Origin of the sequence: Blastomonas fulva (genome assembly GCF_003431825.1) — a bacterium.
Taxonomy (GTDB): Bacteria; Pseudomonadota; Alphaproteobacteria; order Sphingomonadales; family Sphingomonadaceae; genus Blastomonas; species Blastomonas fulva.
This window is the reverse complement of record NZ_CP020083.1, coordinates 820,143-840,132: the sequence shown is the minus strand read 5'-3', so window position 1 is coordinate 840,132 and position 19,990 is coordinate 820,143. Positions and strand designations below refer to the sequence as shown.

Sequence of the window (19,990 nt, the reverse complement as noted above, 5' to 3'; positions counted from 1 at the left end):
TCTTCCTATTTCTTCGGCACCGGTGCCGGTACCGGCCTTGAAGGCAGGGCAGGCGCGGTCGATCCGCCTGAGCTTCCGGGCAGAGGTGCTCCCGATGCACCAGCCGCGCCGGCTGCGCTGCCCGTAAAGGCAAGCGTGATCGACATGCGGCGGTTGGCGGGATCGTTGCGGTCCTGCGGGTTGAACGGCTCCTTGTCGGCCACGCCCTCGATGCGCGCGACCTGGCCGGGGTTGATCCCGCCCACCACCAGCGCCTTGCGGGTCGCCTCGGCGCGCGCGGTCGAGAGCATCCAGTTGTTCATCGTCTTGCCCGAGGCATAAGGCAGCGCATCGGTGTGCCCGCGGATGATCACCGGATTGGGCATGCCGTTGATGACCTGCGCCACCTCGCGCAGCAGTTCGGCGGCCTTGGGCACCAGTGCGTCGGTGGACAATGCGAACATGCTGAAGTCCGCCTCGTCGACCAGATCGATCCGCAGACCCTCGCGCGTGTCGGTGAAGCGGACGTTCTTCATCAGCTTCTGCAGGTCCTTGCGCGCTTCTAGCCGCTGCTCGATTTCCTTCTTCAGCTGCTCGAACTGCGCCTGCTGCGCGCTGCGTGCCGCCTTGCCCTTGTCGTCATTGGTGCCGGTTGCATCCTGCGGAATGGTGATCGCTCGGGTGCCGGTCTGTGACGCGCGCTTGGCATAGCTGTCGCGATCGACGATCGATTCGCCGCCGAACAGGCCGTTGGTGCCCGCGCTGCCGTTCTTCAACTGCACCATCGTGGGCGCGAAATAGTCGGCAATCGCCTTGCGGTCCTTTTCCTCGGTGGCGCCAAGCAGCCACATCAGCAGGAAGAACGCCATCATTGCGGTCACGAAGTCGGCATAGGCCACCTTCCAAGCACCGCCGTGATGGCCGCCATGGCCTTCCTCGATGATCTTCTTGACGATGATCGGGCGAACATTCTCGACCGGATCGGGCTTGCGCTTGGCGGCCATGGCTTAACGACCCCGCATGCCGTCGAACACGTCGGCGAACGTCGGCTGGTTGGCATGGCCCAGGCTCGAGCGCGCGGCCTCGATGACCAGCGGCTGCGGGTGGCCGTGCAAGGATGCGATGATGATCTGTTTGGCAACGTGGTACATCGCGCCATCGGCCTCGATCACCTGGCGGCAGCGGTTGGCAAGCGGACCGACCAGGCCATAGGCCAGGAAAATCCCCAGGAACGTTCCCACCAGTGCCGAACCGATCATCTCGCCCAGAATGGCGGGCGGCTTGTCGATCGAACCCATCGTCTTGACGATGCCGAGAACCGCCGCGACGATGCCCAGTGCGGGCAGCGCATCGGCGAGGTTCTGCAGGCCGTCGGCAGGTGCGATGGCTTCATGATGGTGGGTCTTGATCGCCTGATCGACGACGTCCTCCACCGCGTGCGGATCGAGCTGGCCCGACGAGACGACGACCAGACGCAGCGAATCGCAGATCAGGTGGACCAGCGTCGAATCCTTGAGCAGCGTGGGATATTCGGAAAACACCGGCGAGCTGGCCGGATCCTCGATATGCGGTTCCAGTGCCACCGGGCCTTCCGTGCGCAGCATCTTCATCAGCTTGGACACCAGGAAGATGCAGTCGAGAAAATCCTGCTTCTTGTATTTGGAGCCCTTGAACGCCGTCATGACGCCGCCGCCGATGGCCTTGAGGTGCGATCCGGAGTTGCCGATCAGCATGGAGCCCGCAGCTGCGCCGCCGATGATCATCATTTCCAGCGGCAAGGCGTGCAGGATGACGCCCATGCTGCCCCCGGCGATAATGAAACCGCCGAACACCATGACAATCAGGACGACAAAGCCAATAGCAGCGAACATGGCGGTTCCCTCGATCCGATAAATCGCACCACGAAGGTGGCGCAATTGGGCCGCAAATCGGCCCGTTCAGATCGTAGAACGGCTTTCGCCAGTCGTGGTTAAGGGCAAAACAGGGTTAATAAATAACGATTTTTCGTTAACGGAGATAATCGAACAGGTTCTGTTGCGATATCTGGCCGTAAACCGCCTGGGTTGCCTGCAGATTGGTCATCAGCGACTGCAGCCGGGTCAAAGCTTCGGTGACATTGGCATCCGAAAGCTCCGATCGGCGCCCGGCAAGCGACAATTTGCTCTGTTCGAGCTGGTCGCGGGTCGATTCCAGCGTGGTGCGGACTACGCCCTGCTGAGTGAGCAGCTGGGTCATGCGGTTGAGCGCGCCATCGAGCGCAGTGAGCTGCGCGGCGCGATCCGCGCCATCGCCGTTGCGGATCGAATCCGCGGTCGCGGCCATGATCTCGTCGAGCGAGGCTGTCGCCCCGCCGCCCACGGGAATTCCCTCGCGCACCGTATCCAGATTGGGGGACGCCACCGTGGTGCGCCCGTCGCTGATCGGCACACGGATCGGCGGACCGCTGCCGAACAGCTGGCCGCCATAATTGTCGCGCTGGTTGAGCGCATCACCGAAGTCCGAGGCAAGCCCGTCCACTTCCAGCGCCAGCGATTCCGGATCGGTGGGAGAGATCGTGCCCGAATTGGCCTGGAGCAGCAGCTCGCGCGTGCGGATCAGGCCGCTGACGATGGTGTTGAGACTGGCCTCGGCCTGGCTCGCGCGGGTTTCGGCGCGGCCCAGGTTGTTGGTCCACGCCGCTTCGTTGGTCTGGAACTGCGAGATGTTGGCGACTTCGAGCCATGCCTTGGGATCGTCGGACGGCCGGGCGACCCGGCTTTCGCCGCCGACCAGCGCCTGCTGCTTGGCGATCAGCTGGCTCAGCTGGATCTGTTGGGCGACAGCCTCGGGAGCACGGTAGCGGTTCACTGACTGGACCATGTTATCTTATCCCGGCCTCAAAAAATCGACAGAATGGACTGGAGCGTTTCACGCGCGATCTGGATCACGCGGGCCGACGCTTCATAGGCCTGTTGCAGCCGGATCAGGTCGGCGGCTTCGCGGTCGAGCTCGACCCGCGACACGCTGTCGCGCTGCCTGCGCGCGCTGCTGTCGAGCGCGGTGGCGGCGGCGGCCTCGCTGCGGATCGAGGCGAGCGCGGTGGCGTGGCCTGCCATGAAATTGTTCCAGCGCGTCTCTACGCCGTCTGCGGTGCGCAGTGCCGGCATGTTCAGCAGATTGCCGTTGGGCGCGCCATCGGCGCTGGCCAGCGCCAGATCGGCGATCGCGGTGGTGGTGACTGCCAGCGTCGAAACGCCACCGGTCATCGCGAGCAGCGGACCGCCTGCGGTGCCTGCATCGGTGCGGCCATTGGCCTGCCAGGCGTTGACGTCGTCGACATACTGGCGGGCAAGCGCCTCCAGTTCGGTCAGCCGGGTCTGCGCGGTCGCGCCCGCGCGGCTGAGCCCTGCGAGCGATCCGTTGCTGGGCGAGCGGGCGGCGTTGCCGTCGATCAGGATGCCCAGGCTGCCATCGGCATTGGTGGCGACCGTGACGGTGGAGGCGATGTTGACCCCGGCCAGCGTCTGGCCGTCATAGGTCACGGTGGCGGTGCCGTTGCCCGAAAGCGCGACGGTGGCGTCCAGCTTCTCGCTGATAACCGCGAGCATCGAATCGCGCGCGTCGAGCAGTCCGGCATGCGCATCGGTGCCCACCGGGGTGCGGGTGATGTTGAGGTTGATCTCGTTGAGGTTCTCGAGTGCCGAATTGAGCGTCAGCGCTTCGAGATCCGCGGTCTGGCTCACCTGGTCGCGGGTCAGCTCGAGGCTCCGCGATGTGCGGCGGAATGAATCGACCACCGATTCCATCTCGCTCAGGAAGGTCAGCCTCAGCGCGCTGTCGAACGGGGCTGCGGCCAGTTCCTCGCCGCGACCGAAAAAGCTGTTGAGCCGGGTACCGACATTGGACCCGGCATTGTCGAGATTGGTCTCGATCCGCTCCATCCAGCTGGCCTGGGTCTCCGTGCGGATGCGCGAGGCGCCCGACTGGCGGACCTGCGCCTCGAGAAACTCGTCCGACGAGCGTGAGACGCTGTCGATCCGCACGCCGTTGAGCCCGGTCTGCGCGCTGTAAAGCGGGTTGAGCTTGCCCGACACGGTTGCGTCGGCAAGCAGCGTGGTGCGGCGGACATAATCGGGGTTCTCCGCGTTCGCGATGTTGTGCGACACGGTTTCCATCGAGCGCGCATAGGCTCGCAGGCCCGAACGGCCGATGCCCAGCAGGTCGCTCATTTGTCATCCACCCCGAACTGCTTGAGCACCATCTCGGCAATACCGAAGCTCTGCTTGCCGGCCATGTCGTCGGCAAGCCGCGAATCCATGAGGTCGCGGAACTGGTTGCCGGCGTCGGACCCCAGCAGCGTGTCGCCCTTGGTGGCGCTGCGCATCGCGCCGATCATCTGGCGCAGGAACACCGCCTCGAACGATTCGGCAGCCTTGCGCAGTTCCTGCGTCCTGGCATCGCCGGTCGCACCGGCTGCAGCAGACGCGGTCGCGGATGCGGCACCGGCAGCGGACGCGGCGGGCTTGCCGAGCGGCAGCGCAGCGCTGGTACGGGCCAGCGGGAACGCGGCAGAGGCGGGCATCACGGTCACAGTATCACCAGCTCCGCCTTCAGAGCGCCGGCCTGCTTCAATGCTTCCAGGATCGCGGCCAGATCACTGGGCGATGCACCGATGGCATTGATAGTCTCGACAATCTCCGACAAGTTTGCACCTTTTGTGATCTCGAACGCCGGGTTGGTCTGTTCTTCGATTTCGATCTGGCTGCGCTGTTCCACGGCGGTCTGGCCATCGCTGAAGGGCGCGGGCTGAACGACAGTCGGGGCTTCCTGCACTTTCACGGTCAGCTTGCCATGGCTGACTGCGGCAGGGCTAATCCGCACTGCGCCATTGATAACGACCGTGCCGGTGCGGGCATTAACAATTACTTTCGCTGCGGCCTCTGCCGGGGTGACCGCGATATTCTCGATCCGGGACATCATCAGCACGCGCTCCTGCGCGGTGACGGGCGCTGCGATGCGCACCGAGACCGCGTCATTGGCGACCGCGAGCGCATAGCCAAACTGGCTGTTGATCGCGTCGGCCACGCGCATCGCGGTGGTGAGGTCGGCATCGGTCAGGTTGAACAGCAGATAGGGGGTCTGCTCGAAGCCGGTCTCGACCACGCGTTCGACCGTGGCGCCCGCAGCGATGCGGCCCACCGAGGGAATGTTGACGACGGTGTTGGACCCGTCTGCGCCGGTCACGCCCAGCCCGCCCACGGCGAGGTTGCCCTGCGCCATGGCATAGATCTGGCCGTCGGCACCGAGCAGCGGCATCATGATCAGCGTGCCGCCGCGCAGCGACTTGGCCTGGCCGATCGCGGACACGGTGACATCCAGCCGCTGGCCGGGCTTGGCCATCGGCGGCAGCTCTGCCGTCACCATCACGGCAGCAGCGTTGCGGGTGGCGGGGTTGAGCCCCGGCGGCAGCGACAGGCCGAAGCGGTTGGTCACACCGCGCATCGCCAGCGTCGCATATTGCAGATTGTCGTCGCCGGTGCCCGGAAGCCCCACGACGATGCCATAGCCGGTGAGCTGGTTGGCACGAAGGCCCTGGAATCCGCCCAGATCCTTGATCCGCTCGGCATGAGCAGGCTGCACGGCCGCCAGCAGTGCCAGCGCCAGCGCGGTCAGCGCGCGAACCATTTGGGGGAAGGAAAGGGTCATGTCAGTGGCCTTCAAAACGGACTGATGATTTCGAAGAAGCGCTGCAGCCAGCCCTTCTGGCTGGCGCGGGCGATTTCGCCGCTGCCGCCATAGATGATCTGGGCATTGGCGACGCGCGAGGACGGGATGATGTTTTCCGGACCGATATCGACCGCGCGGACGATGCCGCTGAAACGGATATGCTCCGAACCCCTATTGAGGCTGATCAGCTTCTCGCCGCGCACCAGCATGGTGCCGTTGGGATAGACCTCGGCGATGGTGACAGTGACTTGGCCCTGGAGCGAATTCGACTGCTGCGCGGTGCCGGCGCCCTGGAAGGTGGTGTTGCCGCCCATGCCGATATCGCTGGGGTTGAAGAAGCTCAGCGGGCCGGTGGCAGGCGGCGTGATGCCGATGCTGCCGTTGCGATCGGTGTTGGCGCCGTTCGACTTTGCCGCCTGGGTGCGCTCGACCAGAGCGATGGTCAGCACATCGCCCACCATCCCGGCGCGCGCGCCGTTGGTCAGCGCCGAATAACCGTTGCTCGCCTGGAAGATCGCGCCATTGGGCACAGCCGGCGCCGGACGCGGCATCGACAGGGTCGGTGCATACTCCGGATCGGGCTGGATCGGCTGCTTCTTCTTCTTGGCGTAGGCGGGGGAGGCGGACATGACGAGCGAAAGCGCGATGGCTGCGACCACACCGGCGCGAGCTGGCGAACGCATTTTCTCCACTCCCGCTTGCGGGAGGGGCAGGGCCGGCGCAGCAAAAGCGCGGGCGTCCCCCTGCGACGCGCCCACCCCGCCCTGCGGGCACCCCTCCCGCAAGCGGGAGGAGAGAGGGGGCACGATGCCGTGGTTATTGTTGCTGCGCGTCATTTAATATCCTCAACCCATCTGCTGGTTGGCGAACTGGAGCATTTCGTCCGTCGCCTGGATCATCTTGGAGTTGACCTCATAGGCGCGCTGGGTCTCGATCATGTCGACCAGCTCCTCGACGATGTTGACGTTCGATCCCTCGAGCGCGCCCTGGCGCACCTTGCCGCGGCCCTCCAGCCCGGCAGCGCCGGTGACGGCGGGGCCGCTGGCTGCGGTCTGCGCGAGCAGGTTGTCGCCCAGCGACTGCAGGCCCGCCGGATTGACGAAGCTGGCGATCTCGATCTGGCCGAGCTCGCTGGGTTCGGCCTGTCCGGCCAGCGTGGCCGAGACCATGCCATCGGCGCCGATGGTGATTCCGGTGACGCCGGGCGGGATCTGGATGTTGGGGACGACCGGCAGGCCTTCGGGCGTGACCAGCAGGCCTTCGGCGGTCTGGTTGAAATTGCCCGCGCGGGTGAAGGCGAAGCTGCCATCGGGAAGCTGGACCTGGAAATAGCCATTGCCCTCGATCATCAGATCGAGCGCGTTGTTGGTAATCTGCGCCGAGCCCTGGGTGTCGATGCGGCTGGTACCGGCGACCTTCACCCCGGTGCCGACCGAAAGCCCGGTGGCATAGCGGTTCTGCGCATCGGCGCGCGCACCCGGCGCGATCTGCTGCTGATAGGCCAAAGTCTCGAAGTTGGCGCGGTCGCGCTTGAAACCGGTGGTGTTCACGTTGGCCAGGTTGTTGGCGATGACGCGCATCTTGGTGTTCTGCGCGTCCAGCCCGGTGCGGGCGACCTGAAGGGCTCCGTTGCTCATCTCAATTCACTCCGTTGGGGGTCAAGCAGGCATCTGCATGATGCGCGCGCCGCTATCGTCCATTTCCTGCGCGGTGGTCAGCATCTTGACCTGGGTCTCCCAGGCGCGGCTGGCCTCGATCATGTCGACCAGCGACTGGGTCATGTTGACGTTCGATCCTTCCAGCGCGCCGGTGGTGACGCTGGCATCCGGGTCATCGGGCAGCACGCCATCGCCGGGCACGCGAAACAGGTTGTCGCGGCCCTTCTTGATCTCGCTGCCCTGCGGGCTGACCAGCTTCAGTCGGCCCGCCTCGATCGGCTGGGCCGGATCGCCGCCGACCGGAACGATCGAGATCGCGCCGTTCGAGGCGATGGTGATCCTGTCGGCAGAGGGCAGGGTGATCGGACCGTTCTGGCCGAGCACCGGGTGGCCATCGCCGGTGGTGAGCAATCCGGTCTCGTTGACCACCAGATCGCCGCGCCTTGTATAGGCTTCGGCGCCGTCGGCGGCCTGGACCCCCAGCAGCGCATCGCCGTTGAGCGCGATGTCCAGCACCCCGCCGGTGTTCTCGATCGTACCACCGTTCATGTCCGCGCCGATCACCGCCTCGCTGGTGGAGACGCGGCTGTCGAGACCCTCGCCCTGGATATACAGCGCGCGGGCGTTGACGATCTCGGCACGAAAACCGGTGGTATCGGCATTCGCCATGTTGTTGGCGATGGCCGTCTGCCGGTTCATGATGCCCTGCATGGCCTTCAGGTTGGTGTGGATCATCTTGTCCATGTCAGGGCACCGTGTCTTGAGGTGGAAAGGTCAGTCACTCAGCCGTCATCAGACCTGGAGGTTGACGATCGTCTGGGTCATGTTGTTGGCGGTTTCGATCGCCTGGGCATTCGCCTGGAAGTTGCGCTGCGCCGCGATCAGCGCGACGAGCTCTTCGGTCAGGTCGATGTTCGCCGCTTCCAGCGTGCCCGAACGGACGGTGCCCAGCGGGCCATTGCCGGCCTGGTTGAGCAGCGCGACGCCCGAATCGCCGGTTGCCTGCCAGTGCGAATCGCCGATCGGGCGAAGGCCCTCGACCGCGGCGAAGCTTGCCATGGCAATCGCGCCCAGCCGGGTCTGGCTGCCGTTGGAGAAGGTCGCGGTGACCGCGCCGTCATCGGCGACGGTGATGTTGGAGAGCACGGCGGACGGATCGTTGGGATCGGTCTGGGGCAGCACGAAATCGAACATGTCGGCATTGGCGGTCGAGGTGACCTGGCCTGCAGCGTTGACCGGCAGCAGCTGCACCTTGTTGCCGGTGTTGTCGACGACTTCGCGGTCGACATTGACCGAGAACGAGCCGTTGCGGGTATAGCTCTGCGCCTCGCGCGGGGGCTGGCCCTTGACGACGAAGAAGCCGTCGCCGGCGACCGCCAGATCGAGCGTGCGATCGGTCGAGTTGAGCGAGCCCTGCGTGAACTGCTGGACGATGCCGTTGAGGCGCACGCCCTGGCCGGCGACCGACTTGGTGCTCTGCGTGGGCGCGGATGCGAAAAGATCGCCAAAGGCAGCACGGCTCTTCTTGAAGCCGATCGAGTTGCCGTTGGCGATGTTGTTGGAAACGACCGAAAGATCGGTCTGGGCCGCTTTCAGGCCGCTCAGCGAGGTGACGAAGGACATTTGGGCTTACTCCTCAGTGAAATCTGGATCGTGGATAAGGGGAAGGAAATCTTGTCAGCCGATGCGTCTGGCGCTGGCGGCGGAGATGTTGCCTGCCGGGGTCACCAGCATGGCTTCTGCACCGTTGCTGCTGGATTCGACCGCCGTCACAGGCAGCCAGACCGACATCGTGGCGGGAGCTGCGCCGGTGACGCGGACCTTGAGCGCGCCGACATCGACCGGGTTTCCGGCGTCGTCCTGGCTGATCAGCTCGAACGGCACCTTGCCCGCATTGACGTTGCCCAGCTGCTGGGTGTGAACCACTTCGCCTGCGGCATTCAGCCATTCGACTGCGACATTCTGTGCAGGCGCATTGACGGTGAATTCGCCGCGATAGCGGCCCTCGGCATCGGCATGCGCGGTGTCGCCATCCTGCAGCACCGACCGGCCGATGAAGCTTGCGGCCTCCGACAGCCGCGAGGTGCCGAAGCCGCCCGCGATGGCCTTGAGCGAGGCGTTCATTTCGGAAATGCCGGCAACCTGGCTGAACTGCGCCATCTGGCCCACCATCGCCTGGTTGTCGACCGGATCGAACGGATCCTGGAACTTGAGCTGCGCGGTCATCAGCTTGAGGAACGCGGCCTGGCCGAGCGATTCCTGACTGTTCTTGGCGGCAGCCGTCTGCGTCTTGGTCTGGGTGGTGGCAAAATCGCCTGCAATCGTCGTCATTTGCCCATCCTTACGGTATCGAGGATCAGCGACTTGGCGGTCTGCATCACCTGCACGTTGTTCTGGTACTGCCGGGCGGTCTCGAGCATATCGATCAGCTCGGCGGTCTCGTCGACGCCGGCATCCCAGACATAGCCTTCCTCGTCCGCCAACGGGTTGGTCGGGTCGTGCCGCTTGACCGGCTTGATGTCCGACTGGATCACCTTGTCGACCTGCACGGTGGCGACGCCGGGGCTTTCCTCGATCGTCTTGAACACCGGCTTGATCGCGCGATAGGCCTCGGCCTCGCTCGAATAGGTGGTGCGCGCATTGGCGAGGTTCGACGCGGTGGTGTTGAGCCGCGACAGCTGCGCCGACATCGCCCGTCCGGAAATGTCGAAGATGTTCATGGGGCCTGGCATGGCTTATTCTCCCTTGATCGCGCGGGTCAGCGTCGCGACGCGGCCCTCAAGGAACGACAGGGTAGTGGAATAGCCGATGGCGTTTTCGGCAAACAAGGTCTGCTCGGTGGAAAGCTCCACCGTGTTGCCGTCCATCGAAGGCTGCAGCGGAACGCGGTAGCCCGCATTTTCGCCCAGCGCCGCGTCCAGGCTGTCGCCACCCTGCACGCGCTGCATCGCCTTGTCGAAGTCCAGGTCGCGCGCCTTGTATCCGGGCGTCGCGGCATTGGCGATGTTCGATGCCAGCATCGACAGCCGCTGCGATCGCAGCTGCAGCGCCGTGCCGTGCATTCCAAAAAGCCTGTCTGCCCCCATGGGACCAATCCTCTTAACCAATGGCTGCATCTGCCGTCATAAGCGATGGACAAAATGCGTCGCCCAATGGGTAAGCAATGGCCGTGCCATTTTGGGGAAAGCTTGGTTTTCCGTCGATTTCATGGGGTGCGCAGGCGGGCCAGCCGGGCGCGCCCAGGGCCATGCGGCAGGTTTTTGCCGGTCGGGCGGCAGGTTTTTGCCGCTCTGGCCGGGTTGCGCAATCGGGGGTTGAACAGGACAGATCATGACGATTGCCGCCTTTCTTGATCCGTTGGCGCTGGGCTGCGTCGCAGGCGGCAGCTTTGCCGTCGCCTGGGTGCAGAACGGCACCGCGGCGGCGCTCAGCGGCTTTTCGGCGCTGCGCCGCGAGCTGTGGATCAAGGTGCAGGACCAGGCCGATGCAGGGCACCGCGCGGTGCTGCGCATCGAGCACACGGTCGAAAGCCGCGGCATCAGCTGCGCAGACCGGGTCAAGGCAGGCGGCGCGTTCGTCTCCGCCGCCGCCGATGCCATGGCCAACAACCGCTCGCTCGACGGCTTTCAGGCAGCCATGCTGCGGCTGGGCGCGCATCGCCGCGCGCGGCTGACCGCGATGGTCCGCTTCTGGGAAAATGTCGCCGATTGCGCGCCGGCCATGGGGATGCTGGGCACCGTCGTCGGGCTGATCCTGCTGTTCGGCAATGTCTCGGACGCCGCCTCGATCGGCCGCGCGATGGCGGTGGCGCTGCTTACCACTTTATATGGGCTGGTGCTCTCCAACCTGATCGCAGGGCCGATCGCGCAGCGGCTGGCGCGTATCGCCAGCGAGCAGATCGGCTGGGAAGAGGACGCCGCGCGCCGGCTGATCGAGATCGGCCGTCGCGAATATCCCGACATCACCGCCAGCGGGCTGTGCGTCGCGACCGAAGAGCCGCGCACGGTGCGGACGCCTGCCGTGCCGTCATGACCCCCGCGCAGCGCACCACCGTCTCGTTTCTCGACCTCGCCCTGATCATGACCGGGGTGATGGCGATGATCGCCAGCGTGGGCGATCGGCACCCGGCGGTGGCAGAAGCGCTGGCCGACAGCTTCGGCAGCAGCGCACCGGCATCGGCCGAGCGCGTCACGCTCAAGCTCGCCAGGCTGTTCGAGCCGCAGGAGGCACGGCTCACCGATCAGGGCGTGGCGGATATCATTGCCTTGGGGGCCAAGGCCCGCCCTGCCGAAAGCAAAACTGTCGAAATCGGCATCATCGTGCCGGTGGTGGCCGAAAAGGGCGCCTCGAGGCTCGACAGGTGGGAGCTGGCGGCCGCGCGCACCGCAGCGATCATGCGCGTGCTCGCGGACCAGGGCGTAGCCGACAGCGCGATGGTCCCCGATCTGGCCCGCCCCGGCACCGGCTCTGCCGGCAGCGAGCGCGATGTCACGCTCACGCTGCGCGCAACCGCGCCCCGGCAATAGCGGAATTCTGGCACGGACCTTGCTGTGATTGTTCCGACAGTCATTAAAGGACCGCTTATGTTCGCTCCCAAATCAGCAATGGCCGCGCTGGCCCTGATCCCGGCCCTCGCCATATCCGCGTCGGCCACGGCGCAGCCCCAGACACCGGGGATGCAGAATCTGGGCGAGATCGACGTTCTCGTCGCCGCCACCATGGGCGCAGAGGTCGGACAGCCGGGCGGCGCACGCGCGCTGGTCGACCGCCGCCTCAAGCTCAAGGCCTGCCCGGTGGCGCTGGAGATCACCGGCCCCGACATGGGCGCTGCTGCGGTGCGCTGCCCGACGCTGGGCTGGCGCATCCGCGTTCCGCTCGATCTTGCCGTCGAACCTGCGCAGGCGAGCGCCTCGCGCGCGCCGCTGCAGCGTGGGGCCGCAGGACTGGGCCAGGAAGGCATCAAGCGCGGCGAGCCGATCCTGCTCACCGTCGAGCGCCCCAGCTTCTCGCTGTCGCGGGTGATGATCGCCGACAAGGACGGCCGCGTGGGCGAAGTCATCCCCGTGCGCGACGAGCCCAGGGGCAAGCCGATCTTCGTGCGGATCATCGAACCGGGCCGCGCCACCATTCTTGGTAACTAAACCGTTCACCAATGCGGGCCAGACCGCGTTAACCTTTTGTCAAAAATTCGCCTTAAGCAATTCAGGCCAAGGCCGTTAAAGGACGTAAGTCATGCTAGAACGAGGTCTTTATTCCATGTCCCGCATTACAGCCTATGGCAGTCCGGCGCTCGGCGCGACCCGCAAGAGCGGTGCGACCGAGAAGTCCGTAGAGGCCGCAGCCGTCGCTGCGCCCACGGACAACACCGTGCGCAACGCGCCCACCACCACCAGCTTCGCGCAGGTTGCGGCATCATCCGCGCCGATCGATGAGGGCCGCGTCGCCGCGATCCGCGATGCGCTCGCCAATGGCAGCTATGTCATCGATGCCGAAAAGCTTGCGGCCAAGATGATCGAACTCGACCTCGGCGTAGTCGCCAACTGATGCAGGGCGATCTGCTTGAGCGCTTCGCCGACACGCAAAGCGCGCTGATCGCAGCGCTGGACGCAGGCGATACCGCCGCGATGATCGCGCACACCCGCGATCTGGGCGGCATCACCGACGCGCTGCGCAATCAGGGCGTGCTGCGCGCGGACACCAGCACCCGCAGCCAGCTCGACAGCCTGCTGAAGTTCAACACCGCCGCCGCCCAGCGGCTGCGCTTCCTGCGCGACCATGTCGAACGCCGCGTCGCGGAGATCCAGGGCGAGGAAGCCTACAGCACCTACAGCGCGCCGGTTCGCCGAGCGTAACTTTCTGATATAACGCTGCTTTTGGCCCTTCATCCGGTACCGGATGGAGGGCTTTTTCGTGTTGTTTCCCTCTCCCCTACCGCTTGCGGGAGGGGTGGCCGCAGGCCGGGGTAGGCCTGAGAATATGTGAATCCTTCTGAGGGCCGTGCTCCCAGCCCACCCCGGTCCGGCAATCCGGACCTGCCCCTCCCGCAAGCGGTAGGGGAGACAGTTGCTCTGCGATCTCCCCCCTGGCCCGACTGCCCCCCCACATCCCACAAATTGGCACAGGTCTTGCTGATACATCTCCAGAACCTCTGGAGACTCGTTTTGTCCTCGTATCTTGGCAGTGTCGGCAGCAATGGAGATCGCGTTACCCGCGCGATCGCCACGTCTGCGCGCCGCACCGGCGTGGATTTCACCTATCTGATGGGTCAGGCACGCATCGAAAGCGGCATGAATCCCGACGCCAAGGCCTCGACCTCGTCCGCCACCGGCCTGTATCAGTTCATCGACCAGAGCTGGCTGGGCGTCGTCGACAAGCATGGCGCCAAGCACGGGCTGGACTGGGCGGCAAACGCCATCCAGCGCGACGGCAAGGGCCGTTACCGCGTGGCCGACACCGAAACCCGCCAGGCGATCCTTGCCCTGCGCAAGAATCCCGAGGTTGCCGCGCTGATGGCGGGGGAATTTGCCTCCGACAACCGCCAGTATCTCGAAGGCAGCCTGGGCCGTCAGGCCGCGCCGGTAGATCTGTATCTCGCGCATTTCCTGGGCCCCGAAGGCGCCCGCCAGTTCCTCGCCGCGCATGATGCCAACCCCGATGCAGCAGCCGCGCCCCAGTTCGGCCGCGCAGCCCACGCCAACCGCAACATCTTCTACGACCGCTCGGGCAACCCGCGCAGCTTTGCCGAGATCCGCGGCCGCTTTGCCGACAAATTGGGCGGAGCGGCAAATGGCGGCGGCAGCCGCTTGCCGCGCGAAGGCAATGACCTGCCGCAGGTGCAACCTGCAGATTACGTCCGGCTCGCCAATGCGCGCGCTGCCCGACCCGAAATGACCGCCAGCCTTGGCGGCAATGACAATGCGCGGCTGGCTTACATGCTGCTCGCCGCGATGGGAGCCTGAATTTCATGACACCTGCGCCCAACACTTCCGTCAGCAAACTCGGTGGCATCCTTGCCATGTCGCGCGGCGCGATCCTGCCGCTCACGACCCTGCTGCTGGTGGTGTTCCTGATTTTGCCGGTGCCTGCCCTGGTGCTCGACATCGGGTTCATCTTCAACATCATGATCAGCCTTGCGGTGCTGATGGTGGCGCTGAACGTCACCAAGCCGCTCGACTTTTCAAGCTTCCCCACGGTGCTGCTGTTCGCGACCTTGCTGCGCCTCGGCCTCAACGTCGCCTCGACCCGCGTCGTGCTGGTCAACGGGCATGAAGGCGGCGCGGCGGCCGGCCATGTCATCGAGGCGTTCGGCAGCCTGCTGATCGGCGGCGACTATATCGTCGGCATCTTCGTGTTCGCAATCCTGATGATCATCAACCTCGTCGTGATCACCAAGGGCGCAGGCCGCGTGTCCGAAGTCTCGGCGCGTTTCACCCTGGATGCGATGCCCGGCAAGCAGATGGCGATCGACGCCGATCTCAACGCCGGACTGATGACGCCCGAGGAAGCCAAGGCCCGCCGGGTCGAGGTCGCCACCGAAGCCGATTTCTATGGTTCGATGGATGGCGCGTCCAAGTTCGTGAAGGGCGATGCGGTTGCAGGCGTGCTGATCCTGGTGGTCAACATCGTCGGCGGCATCATCCTGGGCATGGTCAGCCATGGCCTGTCGATCAGCGAGGCCGCCTCCAACTACACCATGCTCGCCATCGGCGATGCGCTGGTGGCGCAGGTGCCCGCGCTGCTGCTGTCGATCGCCGCCGCTTCGATCGTCACTCGCGTCAATTCGCCGTTCGATCTTCCCGGCCAGATCTCGGGCCAGTTCGGCATCGCCAAGGCCTGGGTGCCGGTGGCCGCGATCCTGGGCATCATGGGCCTGCTGCCCGGGATGCCGCATCTGATCATCCTGCCCGCCGCTGCGGTTGCCGGGTTCATCGCGTGGAAGCTGTCGCGGCCCAAGCCGCTGGTGATCGAGGACGCTGCCCCCGCTGCGCCCGAAAATCCCAATGCCATCGACTGGCAGGACGTCTCGGATGGCGCGATGCTGGGGATCGATGTCGGCTATGGCCTGGTGCCTCTGGTCGACGAACGCCGCGATGCGCCGCTGATGCGCCGCGTCACCGGCATCCGCAAGCAGATCTCCAAGGAACTCGGCTTCGTCATCCCGCTGGTGCGGATCAAGGACGACATGAGCCTGCCCGCCAACCATTATCGCATCACCATCGGCGGCACCATCGTTGCCGAGGACGAGATCTGGCCCGACGATCTGCTCGCGCTCGACAGCGGCGATATCGACACCCCGATCGAAGGCCGTCCGTGCAAGGACCCCACCTTCGGCATGGATGCGGTGTGGATTTCTTCCGACATGCGTGCCGAGGCGATCGTCGCCGGCTATACCGTGGTCGATGCCGCTACCGTGATGGCGACGCATCTCAACCAGATGGTCCGCCTCAACGCCGCGCAATTGTTCGGCATGGACGAGACCAAGAAGCTGCTCGAAACGCTCAAGGAAAGCTCGCCCGAGCTGGTCGACGGGCTCACCCCGCAGCCGCTCTCGCTGTTCACCATCTCCGCCGTGTGCCGCGAGCTGCTGCGCGAGGGCGTGCCGCTGCGCGACTTCCGCCGGATCTGTTCGGCAATGGTCGAGGCGGCGGGCGAAGGCACCACCGTTCCACAGATCGTCGAGGGCGTCCGCCAGCGGATCGGCTCGATCATCATCCAGTCGCTGGTGCCTGTGAACCTGCCTTTGCCCGTGGTGACGCTGGATGCCGAGCTCGAAACGCTGCTCGCCCAGTCGCTTCGCGTCGCTGGCGATGCTGCCTTCCCGATCGAGCCCGGACTTGCCCAGCGCATCCTGGGAGCCATCGAGCAGGCTGCACGACCGCTGATGCTGGAACAGCGCAACTACGCGCTGGTCACCTCGCCGCTGGCGCGCAAGCCGCTCGCCGATCTGCTGCGCCCGCGCTTCCCCGATACGCCGGTGCTCTCGTTCCGCGAGCTGCCCGACGACAAGCCGGTCGAGGTGGTCGCCACGGTTGGCGGGCAGACGCAATACCGCGCGCCCCAGGCCGAACATTCCTTCTCGCGCGGCTGAAAGCCAGAGCCGCAGCCCGACATTCTCATGAAGCTGGACACATAATATGCAGCACATTCCCATCGAGACGATCACTTATGGCCGCAAACCCGCCGCGATTGCGCCGGGCAAGCTGATCGAGGCGCATCTGCCCCTGGTCCGCAAGCTGGCCTGGCACGTCCGCGGCATGGCGCCGGGCGTGATCGAGATCGAGGACCTGATCCAGATCGGCATGGTCGCTCTGGTCGAGGCGGCGAACCATTACGAGGATCGCGGCCACGGCTTTGCGACCTATGCCAGCATGCGCATTCGCGGCGCGCTGATCGATCATCTGCGCTCGTCGAGCAACATGTGCCGATCGGCGATGGATTTCCGCAAGAAACTGCGCCGGGCGCAGGAGCAGTTGGTCCGCCAGCTGGGCCGCAACCCGACCGAGGCGGAAGTGGCCGCGGCGCTGGGCATGGATGCGGCGGAATACCGCATGCGCTCCGATGCCGCGCAGGACGTGCGCTTTGAATCGATGGACGAGGTCTATTCCGAACATTCGATGTGGTTTGCCGATCACGAGGATTCGGCCGAAACCCGGATGGAGGCGGACAACCTCAAGCAATTGCTCAATGCTAGCATCGAAACGCTCAAGGATCGCGAGAAGCTGATCCTGCAGCTGCACTATATCGAGGAAATGAACCTCGACGAGATCGGCCTGATCCTCGGCATCACCGCCGCGCGCGTCTGTCAGATCAAGAAGGCCGCGCTGGAAAAGCTGCGCAAGCGGCTGGCAAGCACGCGGTAATGATATAGCTCTCTCCCGTTGAGCTTCGCTCGCCTGCGGCCCAAGGGAGAGAAGCGAGACTTGGCAGCTTGCTGCCTAGTCGCAGCTGAGAGGGGCTGAACGTCCAGCGCATGCCCCTCTCCCAACCCTCTCCCCTCAAGGGGAGAGGGTCTAAAGCCCCAACCCCCAACAACGAAAAACCCCCTTCCCGTTGGACGGGGAAGGGGGTTGATCGGAATTCGAAAGGCTCAGGCCAGTGAGTTGTCGTAAAATGGCCGTTGCGGAGCCTATACGGTTGAAGTCGTCTGTTGTTCCCGACCGATTAACGGATCAGGCTCAGAACGCCCTGCTGGCTCTGGTTCGCCTGGGCGAGCATCGCGGTCGATGCCTGGCTCAGGATCTGCGCCTTGGCGAGCTGGGTCGATTCTTCCGAGAAGTTGGCGTCCTGAATGCGCGAACGCGATTCCGACAGGTTGGTGACGCGGTTGACCAGGCTGGAGACGGTTGCCTGCAGACGGTTCTGCGCGGCACCCAGAGTTGCCTGAGCGGTCGTGATCGTGTCGAGCGCGGTGTCGAGCACGGTCAGGGCGCCGTCACCACCGGCAGCGGTGCCGATGTCGATCGCGTCGACGGCCAGGGTAGCGGCAGTGACGTCGGTCAGCGTGATGGCGACGGTTTCACCCGAGGACGATCCCGTCTGGACGTCGACGGTTGCGTTGGTGCCGTCGAGCAGGGCAACGCCGTTGAAGTCGGTGCGCGATGCGACGTCGTCGATCTGGAGGATCAGTTCGGCAACTTCAGCCTGCAGGTTGACACGGTCGGTGTCCTGCAGCGTGCCCGAAGCCGACTGAACCGACAGTTCACGCATACGCTGCAGCATGTTGACGATTTCGTTCATGCCGCCTTCTGCGGTCTGCGCCAGCGAGATGCCGTCGTTCGCATTGCGGACAGCCTGGTTGAGGCCGCGGATCTGCGAGGTCATGCGGGTGGCGATGGCGTTGCCGGCGGCGTTGTCGGCTGCCGAGTTGATGCGCTTGCCGGTCGACAGGCGGTCGATTGCCTTGGACAGGCTGTTCTGTGCAGTGGTCGAGGCATAGGATGCACGCATTGCCGCGACGTTGGTTCCGATAACAGTCATCTGTTGTTCCTTTCAGTTCTTGAACGGGGCGGCTCGGTCCCACCAAAGCGGCCTCGAAAGCGTTAACGGTGCAGGGCAGGGGGCATTAAGAAAAAAAATCGACACGTCCGCTCGGGCCGGTGCGAAAGGGAAGGCAAGGGGCGTCAATCCGCCGACACCTTCCCCGTGCAGGTGTCAAAAATCCGTCACCGGTTCCTTGACTGCTCGCGTCAATAAAATGACGCGGGCGGGTGATGCCTTATATACAGGCGCCCCAGAGCCGCGCTTTCCGGCCATTCCCCGCAATTGGCACAGGCCTTGCTAGAATAGTCTCTGCGGGGCCTCTCTTTAACGGCAGTCTCCGCGATCCATTAAGTCGGGGGACTGAAATATGATCGAATGCACACTGAGCGAGGCCGTTCGTACGAACCTGCCCATGCTCGAAAGCTGGCTCAAATCGGCCTGGATCAACCCGGTTGCGGTCGCCACGACCGCCGGTGCGGTCAAGGTTCTGATGGCGCAGGAAATCGCCTCGGCCAGCCATCGTGACATTCTTGTCGATCTCACGGACGGCGCACCGCAGCTGGTGCGCGCCGCCAACGGTCTTCCCGCCCGCATCGCCTTCGGCTTTGACGACATGCCGCTCGGCCTCGCGCTGATCGCCGAACTTCTGCGCGCCGGACGCGGTCCCGCCGTGGGTGAGCCTGCAATGGCCAAGCTGATGGGCTATGCCGCGCGCATCGCCCGCAGCGAGGCTGCGGTGCTGATCCAGGGTGAAACCGGAACCGGCAAGGAAGGCATGGCCCGTCTGGTGCATGACCAGAGCCCCCGCGCCAAGGGCCCGTTCATCGCGGTCAACTGCGCCGCGCTGCCTGAAACCATGGTGGAAGCCATCCTGTTCGGCCACAAGAAGGGTGCGTTTACCGGCGCATCGGCCGATGGCGAGGGCCTGTTCCGCGCTGCCGATGGCGGCACCCTGTTCCTAGACGAAATCACCGAGCTCCCGCTGGCGCTGCAGGCAAAGCTGCTGCGCGCGCTGCAGGAAGGTGAAGTCCTGCCCGTCGGCGAGACTCGTTCGGTCAAGGTCGATGTCCGCATCGTCACCGCCGCCAACCGCGATGCCGCCGAGCTGGTGGCTGCGGGCGAATTCCGCGAAGACCTTTACTGGCGCCTCAACGTGATGCCGATCGCACTCCCCCTCCTTGCCGATCGCCGTCAGGATGTCCGCGCCATTGCCGCCGCCATGCTCATCCGCATGCAGAACGATGCCAGCGATTTCGCCTGGCTGAGCGCCGAAGCGCTGGAAACGCTGCAGGCGCATAGCTGGCCGGGCAACGCCCGCGAGCTGGGCAATGTGCTGCAGCGTGCTCTGGTGCTGCGCGATGGCGATGCCATCGAAGCCGAGGATCTGGGGCTTGCCCCGGTACGCCTGTTCACCGCGCCTGCCGCTGCACCTGCGCCCGCCGCATTCGGCCCGCGCGCCGATCCGGTGCCCGCCGCAGGCACGGTCAAGCTGATGCGCGCCGGCGATCTGCACAGCCTGTCGCGCGCTGTCGAACATGATGCGATCCAGCAGGCTCTGGACGAAAACGGCGGCAACCGCCGCGAAACCGCCCGCATGCTGGGCATCTCCGAACGCACCCTGCGCTACCGTCTCGCCAATATGCGCGAGCTGGCAGCTGCCGCGTGAC

23 protein-coding genes are annotated in these 19,990 nt (G+C 65.1%); 9 read left to right on the top strand and 14 right to left on the bottom strand.

Translation table 11 applies throughout. The features are described 5' to 3' along the window. Nucleotides 1-5: 5 nt before the first annotated feature. From B5J99_RS04035 to B5J99_RS03975, 13 genes are all read right to left on the bottom strand, one after another. A complete protein-coding gene (locus B5J99_RS04035; RefSeq protein ID WP_069050913.1) occupies nucleotides 6-983 on the bottom strand; it encodes a flagellar motor protein MotB in 978 nt (325 codons plus the stop codon). Nucleotides 984-986: 3 nt separating this feature from the next. Continuing rightward, nucleotides 987-1,850: a flagellar motor stator protein MotA gene (gene motA, locus B5J99_RS04030; protein WP_054135677.1), complete on the bottom strand. Its 864-nt coding sequence runs from the start codon at nucleotides 1,848-1,850 to the stop codon at nucleotides 987-989. A gap of 136 nt (nucleotides 1,851-1,986) precedes the next feature. Beyond that, nucleotides 1,987-2,838 (bottom strand): flagellin, encoded by an 852-nt coding sequence (locus tag B5J99_RS04025; RefSeq protein WP_117351554.1) that lies wholly within the window; start codon nucleotides 2,836-2,838, stop codon nucleotides 1,987-1,989. 17 nt (nucleotides 2,839-2,855) lie between these two features. Then, nucleotides 2,856-4,187, bottom strand: a complete 1,332-nt coding sequence (gene flgK, locus B5J99_RS04020) for a flagellar hook-associated protein FlgK (RefSeq protein ID WP_069050912.1) — start codon at nucleotides 4,185-4,187, stop codon at nucleotides 2,856-2,858. Further along, nucleotides 4,184-4,540 carry a rod-binding protein gene (locus B5J99_RS04015; protein ID WP_117353348.1) on the bottom strand — a complete coding sequence of 119 codons (357 nt, stop codon included), beginning with the start codon at nucleotides 4,538-4,540 and terminating at the stop codon, nucleotides 4,184-4,186. The genes flgK and B5J99_RS04015 overlap by 4 nt, the downstream gene beginning before the upstream one ends. A gap of 5 nt (nucleotides 4,541-4,545) precedes the next feature. Beyond that, the gene (locus tag B5J99_RS04010) at nucleotides 4,546-5,664 is read right to left on the bottom strand and encodes a flagellar basal body P-ring protein FlgI (RefSeq protein WP_054135674.1); all 1,119 of its coding nucleotides are present in this window, start codon (nucleotides 5,662-5,664) and stop codon (nucleotides 4,546-4,548) included. Nucleotides 5,665-5,675: 11 nt separating this feature from the next. Next, entirely contained in the window at nucleotides 5,676-6,368 is a 693-nt protein-coding gene (locus B5J99_RS04005) for a flagellar basal body L-ring protein FlgH (RefSeq protein WP_117353347.1), read from the bottom strand. A gap of 162 nt (nucleotides 6,369-6,530) precedes the next feature. Further along, nucleotides 6,531-7,322, bottom strand: coding sequence for a flagellar basal-body rod protein FlgG (gene flgG, locus B5J99_RS04000; RefSeq protein ID WP_054135672.1), 792 nt, complete (start codon nucleotides 7,320-7,322; stop codon nucleotides 6,531-6,533). A 21-nt stretch (nucleotides 7,323-7,343) separates the two neighbouring features. Then, nucleotides 7,344-8,087: a flagellar basal body rod protein FlgF gene (locus tag B5J99_RS03995; protein WP_054135671.1), complete on the bottom strand. Its 744-nt coding sequence runs from the start codon at nucleotides 8,085-8,087 to the stop codon at nucleotides 7,344-7,346. Between the two features lie 48 nt (nucleotides 8,088-8,135). Further along, the gene (locus tag B5J99_RS03990) at nucleotides 8,136-8,966 is read right to left on the bottom strand and encodes a flagellar hook-basal body complex protein (protein WP_054135670.1); all 831 of its coding nucleotides are present in this window, start codon (nucleotides 8,964-8,966) and stop codon (nucleotides 8,136-8,138) included. A gap of 54 nt (nucleotides 8,967-9,020) precedes the next feature. Then, nucleotides 9,021-9,674 (bottom strand): flagellar hook assembly protein FlgD, encoded by a 654-nt coding sequence (locus B5J99_RS03985; protein WP_117351553.1) that lies wholly within the window; start codon nucleotides 9,672-9,674, stop codon nucleotides 9,021-9,023. Next, a complete protein-coding gene (gene flgC, locus B5J99_RS03980; RefSeq protein ID WP_054135668.1) occupies nucleotides 9,671-10,075 on the bottom strand; it encodes a flagellar basal body rod protein FlgC in 405 nt (134 codons plus the stop codon). The genes B5J99_RS03985 and flgC overlap by 4 nt, the downstream gene beginning before the upstream one ends. Nucleotides 10,076-10,078: 3 nt before the next feature. Continuing rightward, a complete protein-coding gene (locus B5J99_RS03975) occupies nucleotides 10,079-10,429 on the bottom strand; it encodes a flagellar basal body rod protein FlgB (RefSeq protein ID WP_054135667.1) in 351 nt (116 codons plus the stop codon). Nucleotides 10,430-10,673: 244 nt separating this feature from the next. Between B5J99_RS03975 and B5J99_RS03970 the strand changes: the two genes are divergently transcribed. The 8 genes from B5J99_RS03970 to B5J99_RS03935 all read left to right on the top strand — a co-directional run bounded on the left by B5J99_RS03970 (nucleotide 10,674) and on the right by B5J99_RS03935 (nucleotide 17,203). Further along, a complete protein-coding gene (locus tag B5J99_RS03970; RefSeq protein ID WP_117351551.1) occupies nucleotides 10,674-11,375 on the top strand; it encodes a MotA/TolQ/ExbB proton channel family protein in 702 nt (233 codons plus the stop codon). Then, nucleotides 11,372-11,869 (top strand): hypothetical protein, encoded by a 498-nt coding sequence (locus tag B5J99_RS03965; protein WP_117351549.1) that lies wholly within the window; start codon nucleotides 11,372-11,374, stop codon nucleotides 11,867-11,869. Before B5J99_RS03970 ends, B5J99_RS03965 begins: the two co-directional genes overlap by 4 nt. A 57-nt stretch (nucleotides 11,870-11,926) precedes the next feature. After that, nucleotides 11,927-12,484, top strand: coding sequence for a flagellar protein (locus tag B5J99_RS03960; RefSeq protein ID WP_245991735.1), 558 nt, complete (start codon nucleotides 11,927-11,929; stop codon nucleotides 12,482-12,484). Nucleotides 12,485-12,599: 115 nt separating this feature from the next. After that, on the top strand, nucleotides 12,600-12,887 hold the full coding sequence (flgM, locus tag B5J99_RS03955) for a flagellar biosynthesis anti-sigma factor FlgM (RefSeq protein ID WP_054135663.1): 288 nt from the start codon (nucleotides 12,600-12,602) through the stop codon (nucleotides 12,885-12,887). Then, nucleotides 12,887-13,195 carry a hypothetical protein gene (locus B5J99_RS03950; RefSeq protein WP_054135662.1) on the top strand — a complete coding sequence of 103 codons (309 nt, stop codon included), beginning with the start codon at nucleotides 12,887-12,889 and terminating at the stop codon, nucleotides 13,193-13,195. The genes flgM and B5J99_RS03950 overlap by 1 nt, the downstream gene beginning before the upstream one ends. Nucleotides 13,196-13,504: 309 nt before the next feature. Beyond that, nucleotides 13,505-14,302, top strand: a complete 798-nt coding sequence (locus B5J99_RS03945) for a lysozyme family protein (protein WP_117351545.1) — start codon at nucleotides 13,505-13,507, stop codon at nucleotides 14,300-14,302. A 5-nt stretch (nucleotides 14,303-14,307) separates the two neighbouring features. Continuing rightward, a complete protein-coding gene (flhA, locus tag B5J99_RS03940; protein ID WP_117351544.1) occupies nucleotides 14,308-16,431 on the top strand; it encodes a flagellar biosynthesis protein FlhA in 2,124 nt (707 codons plus the stop codon). Between the two features lie 46 nt (nucleotides 16,432-16,477). Beyond that, on the top strand, nucleotides 16,478-17,203 hold the full coding sequence (locus B5J99_RS03935) for a sigma-70 family RNA polymerase sigma factor (RefSeq protein WP_054135659.1): 726 nt from the start codon (nucleotides 16,478-16,480) through the stop codon (nucleotides 17,201-17,203). 301 nt (nucleotides 17,204-17,504) lie between these two features. Here the strand turns inward: B5J99_RS03935 and B5J99_RS03930 are convergent, their stop codons facing one another. After that, nucleotides 17,505-18,320 (bottom strand): flagellin N-terminal helical domain-containing protein, encoded by an 816-nt coding sequence (locus B5J99_RS03930; RefSeq protein WP_117351543.1) that lies wholly within the window; start codon nucleotides 18,318-18,320, stop codon nucleotides 17,505-17,507. A 370-nt stretch (nucleotides 18,321-18,690) separates the two neighbouring features. On the opposite strand from B5J99_RS03930, the gene B5J99_RS03925 reads away from it, so the two are divergent. Beyond that, a complete protein-coding gene (locus tag B5J99_RS03925; protein WP_117351541.1) occupies nucleotides 18,691-19,989 on the top strand; it encodes a sigma-54 interaction domain-containing protein in 1,299 nt (432 codons plus the stop codon). The last annotated feature ends 1 nt before the right edge of the window (nucleotide 19,990 follow it).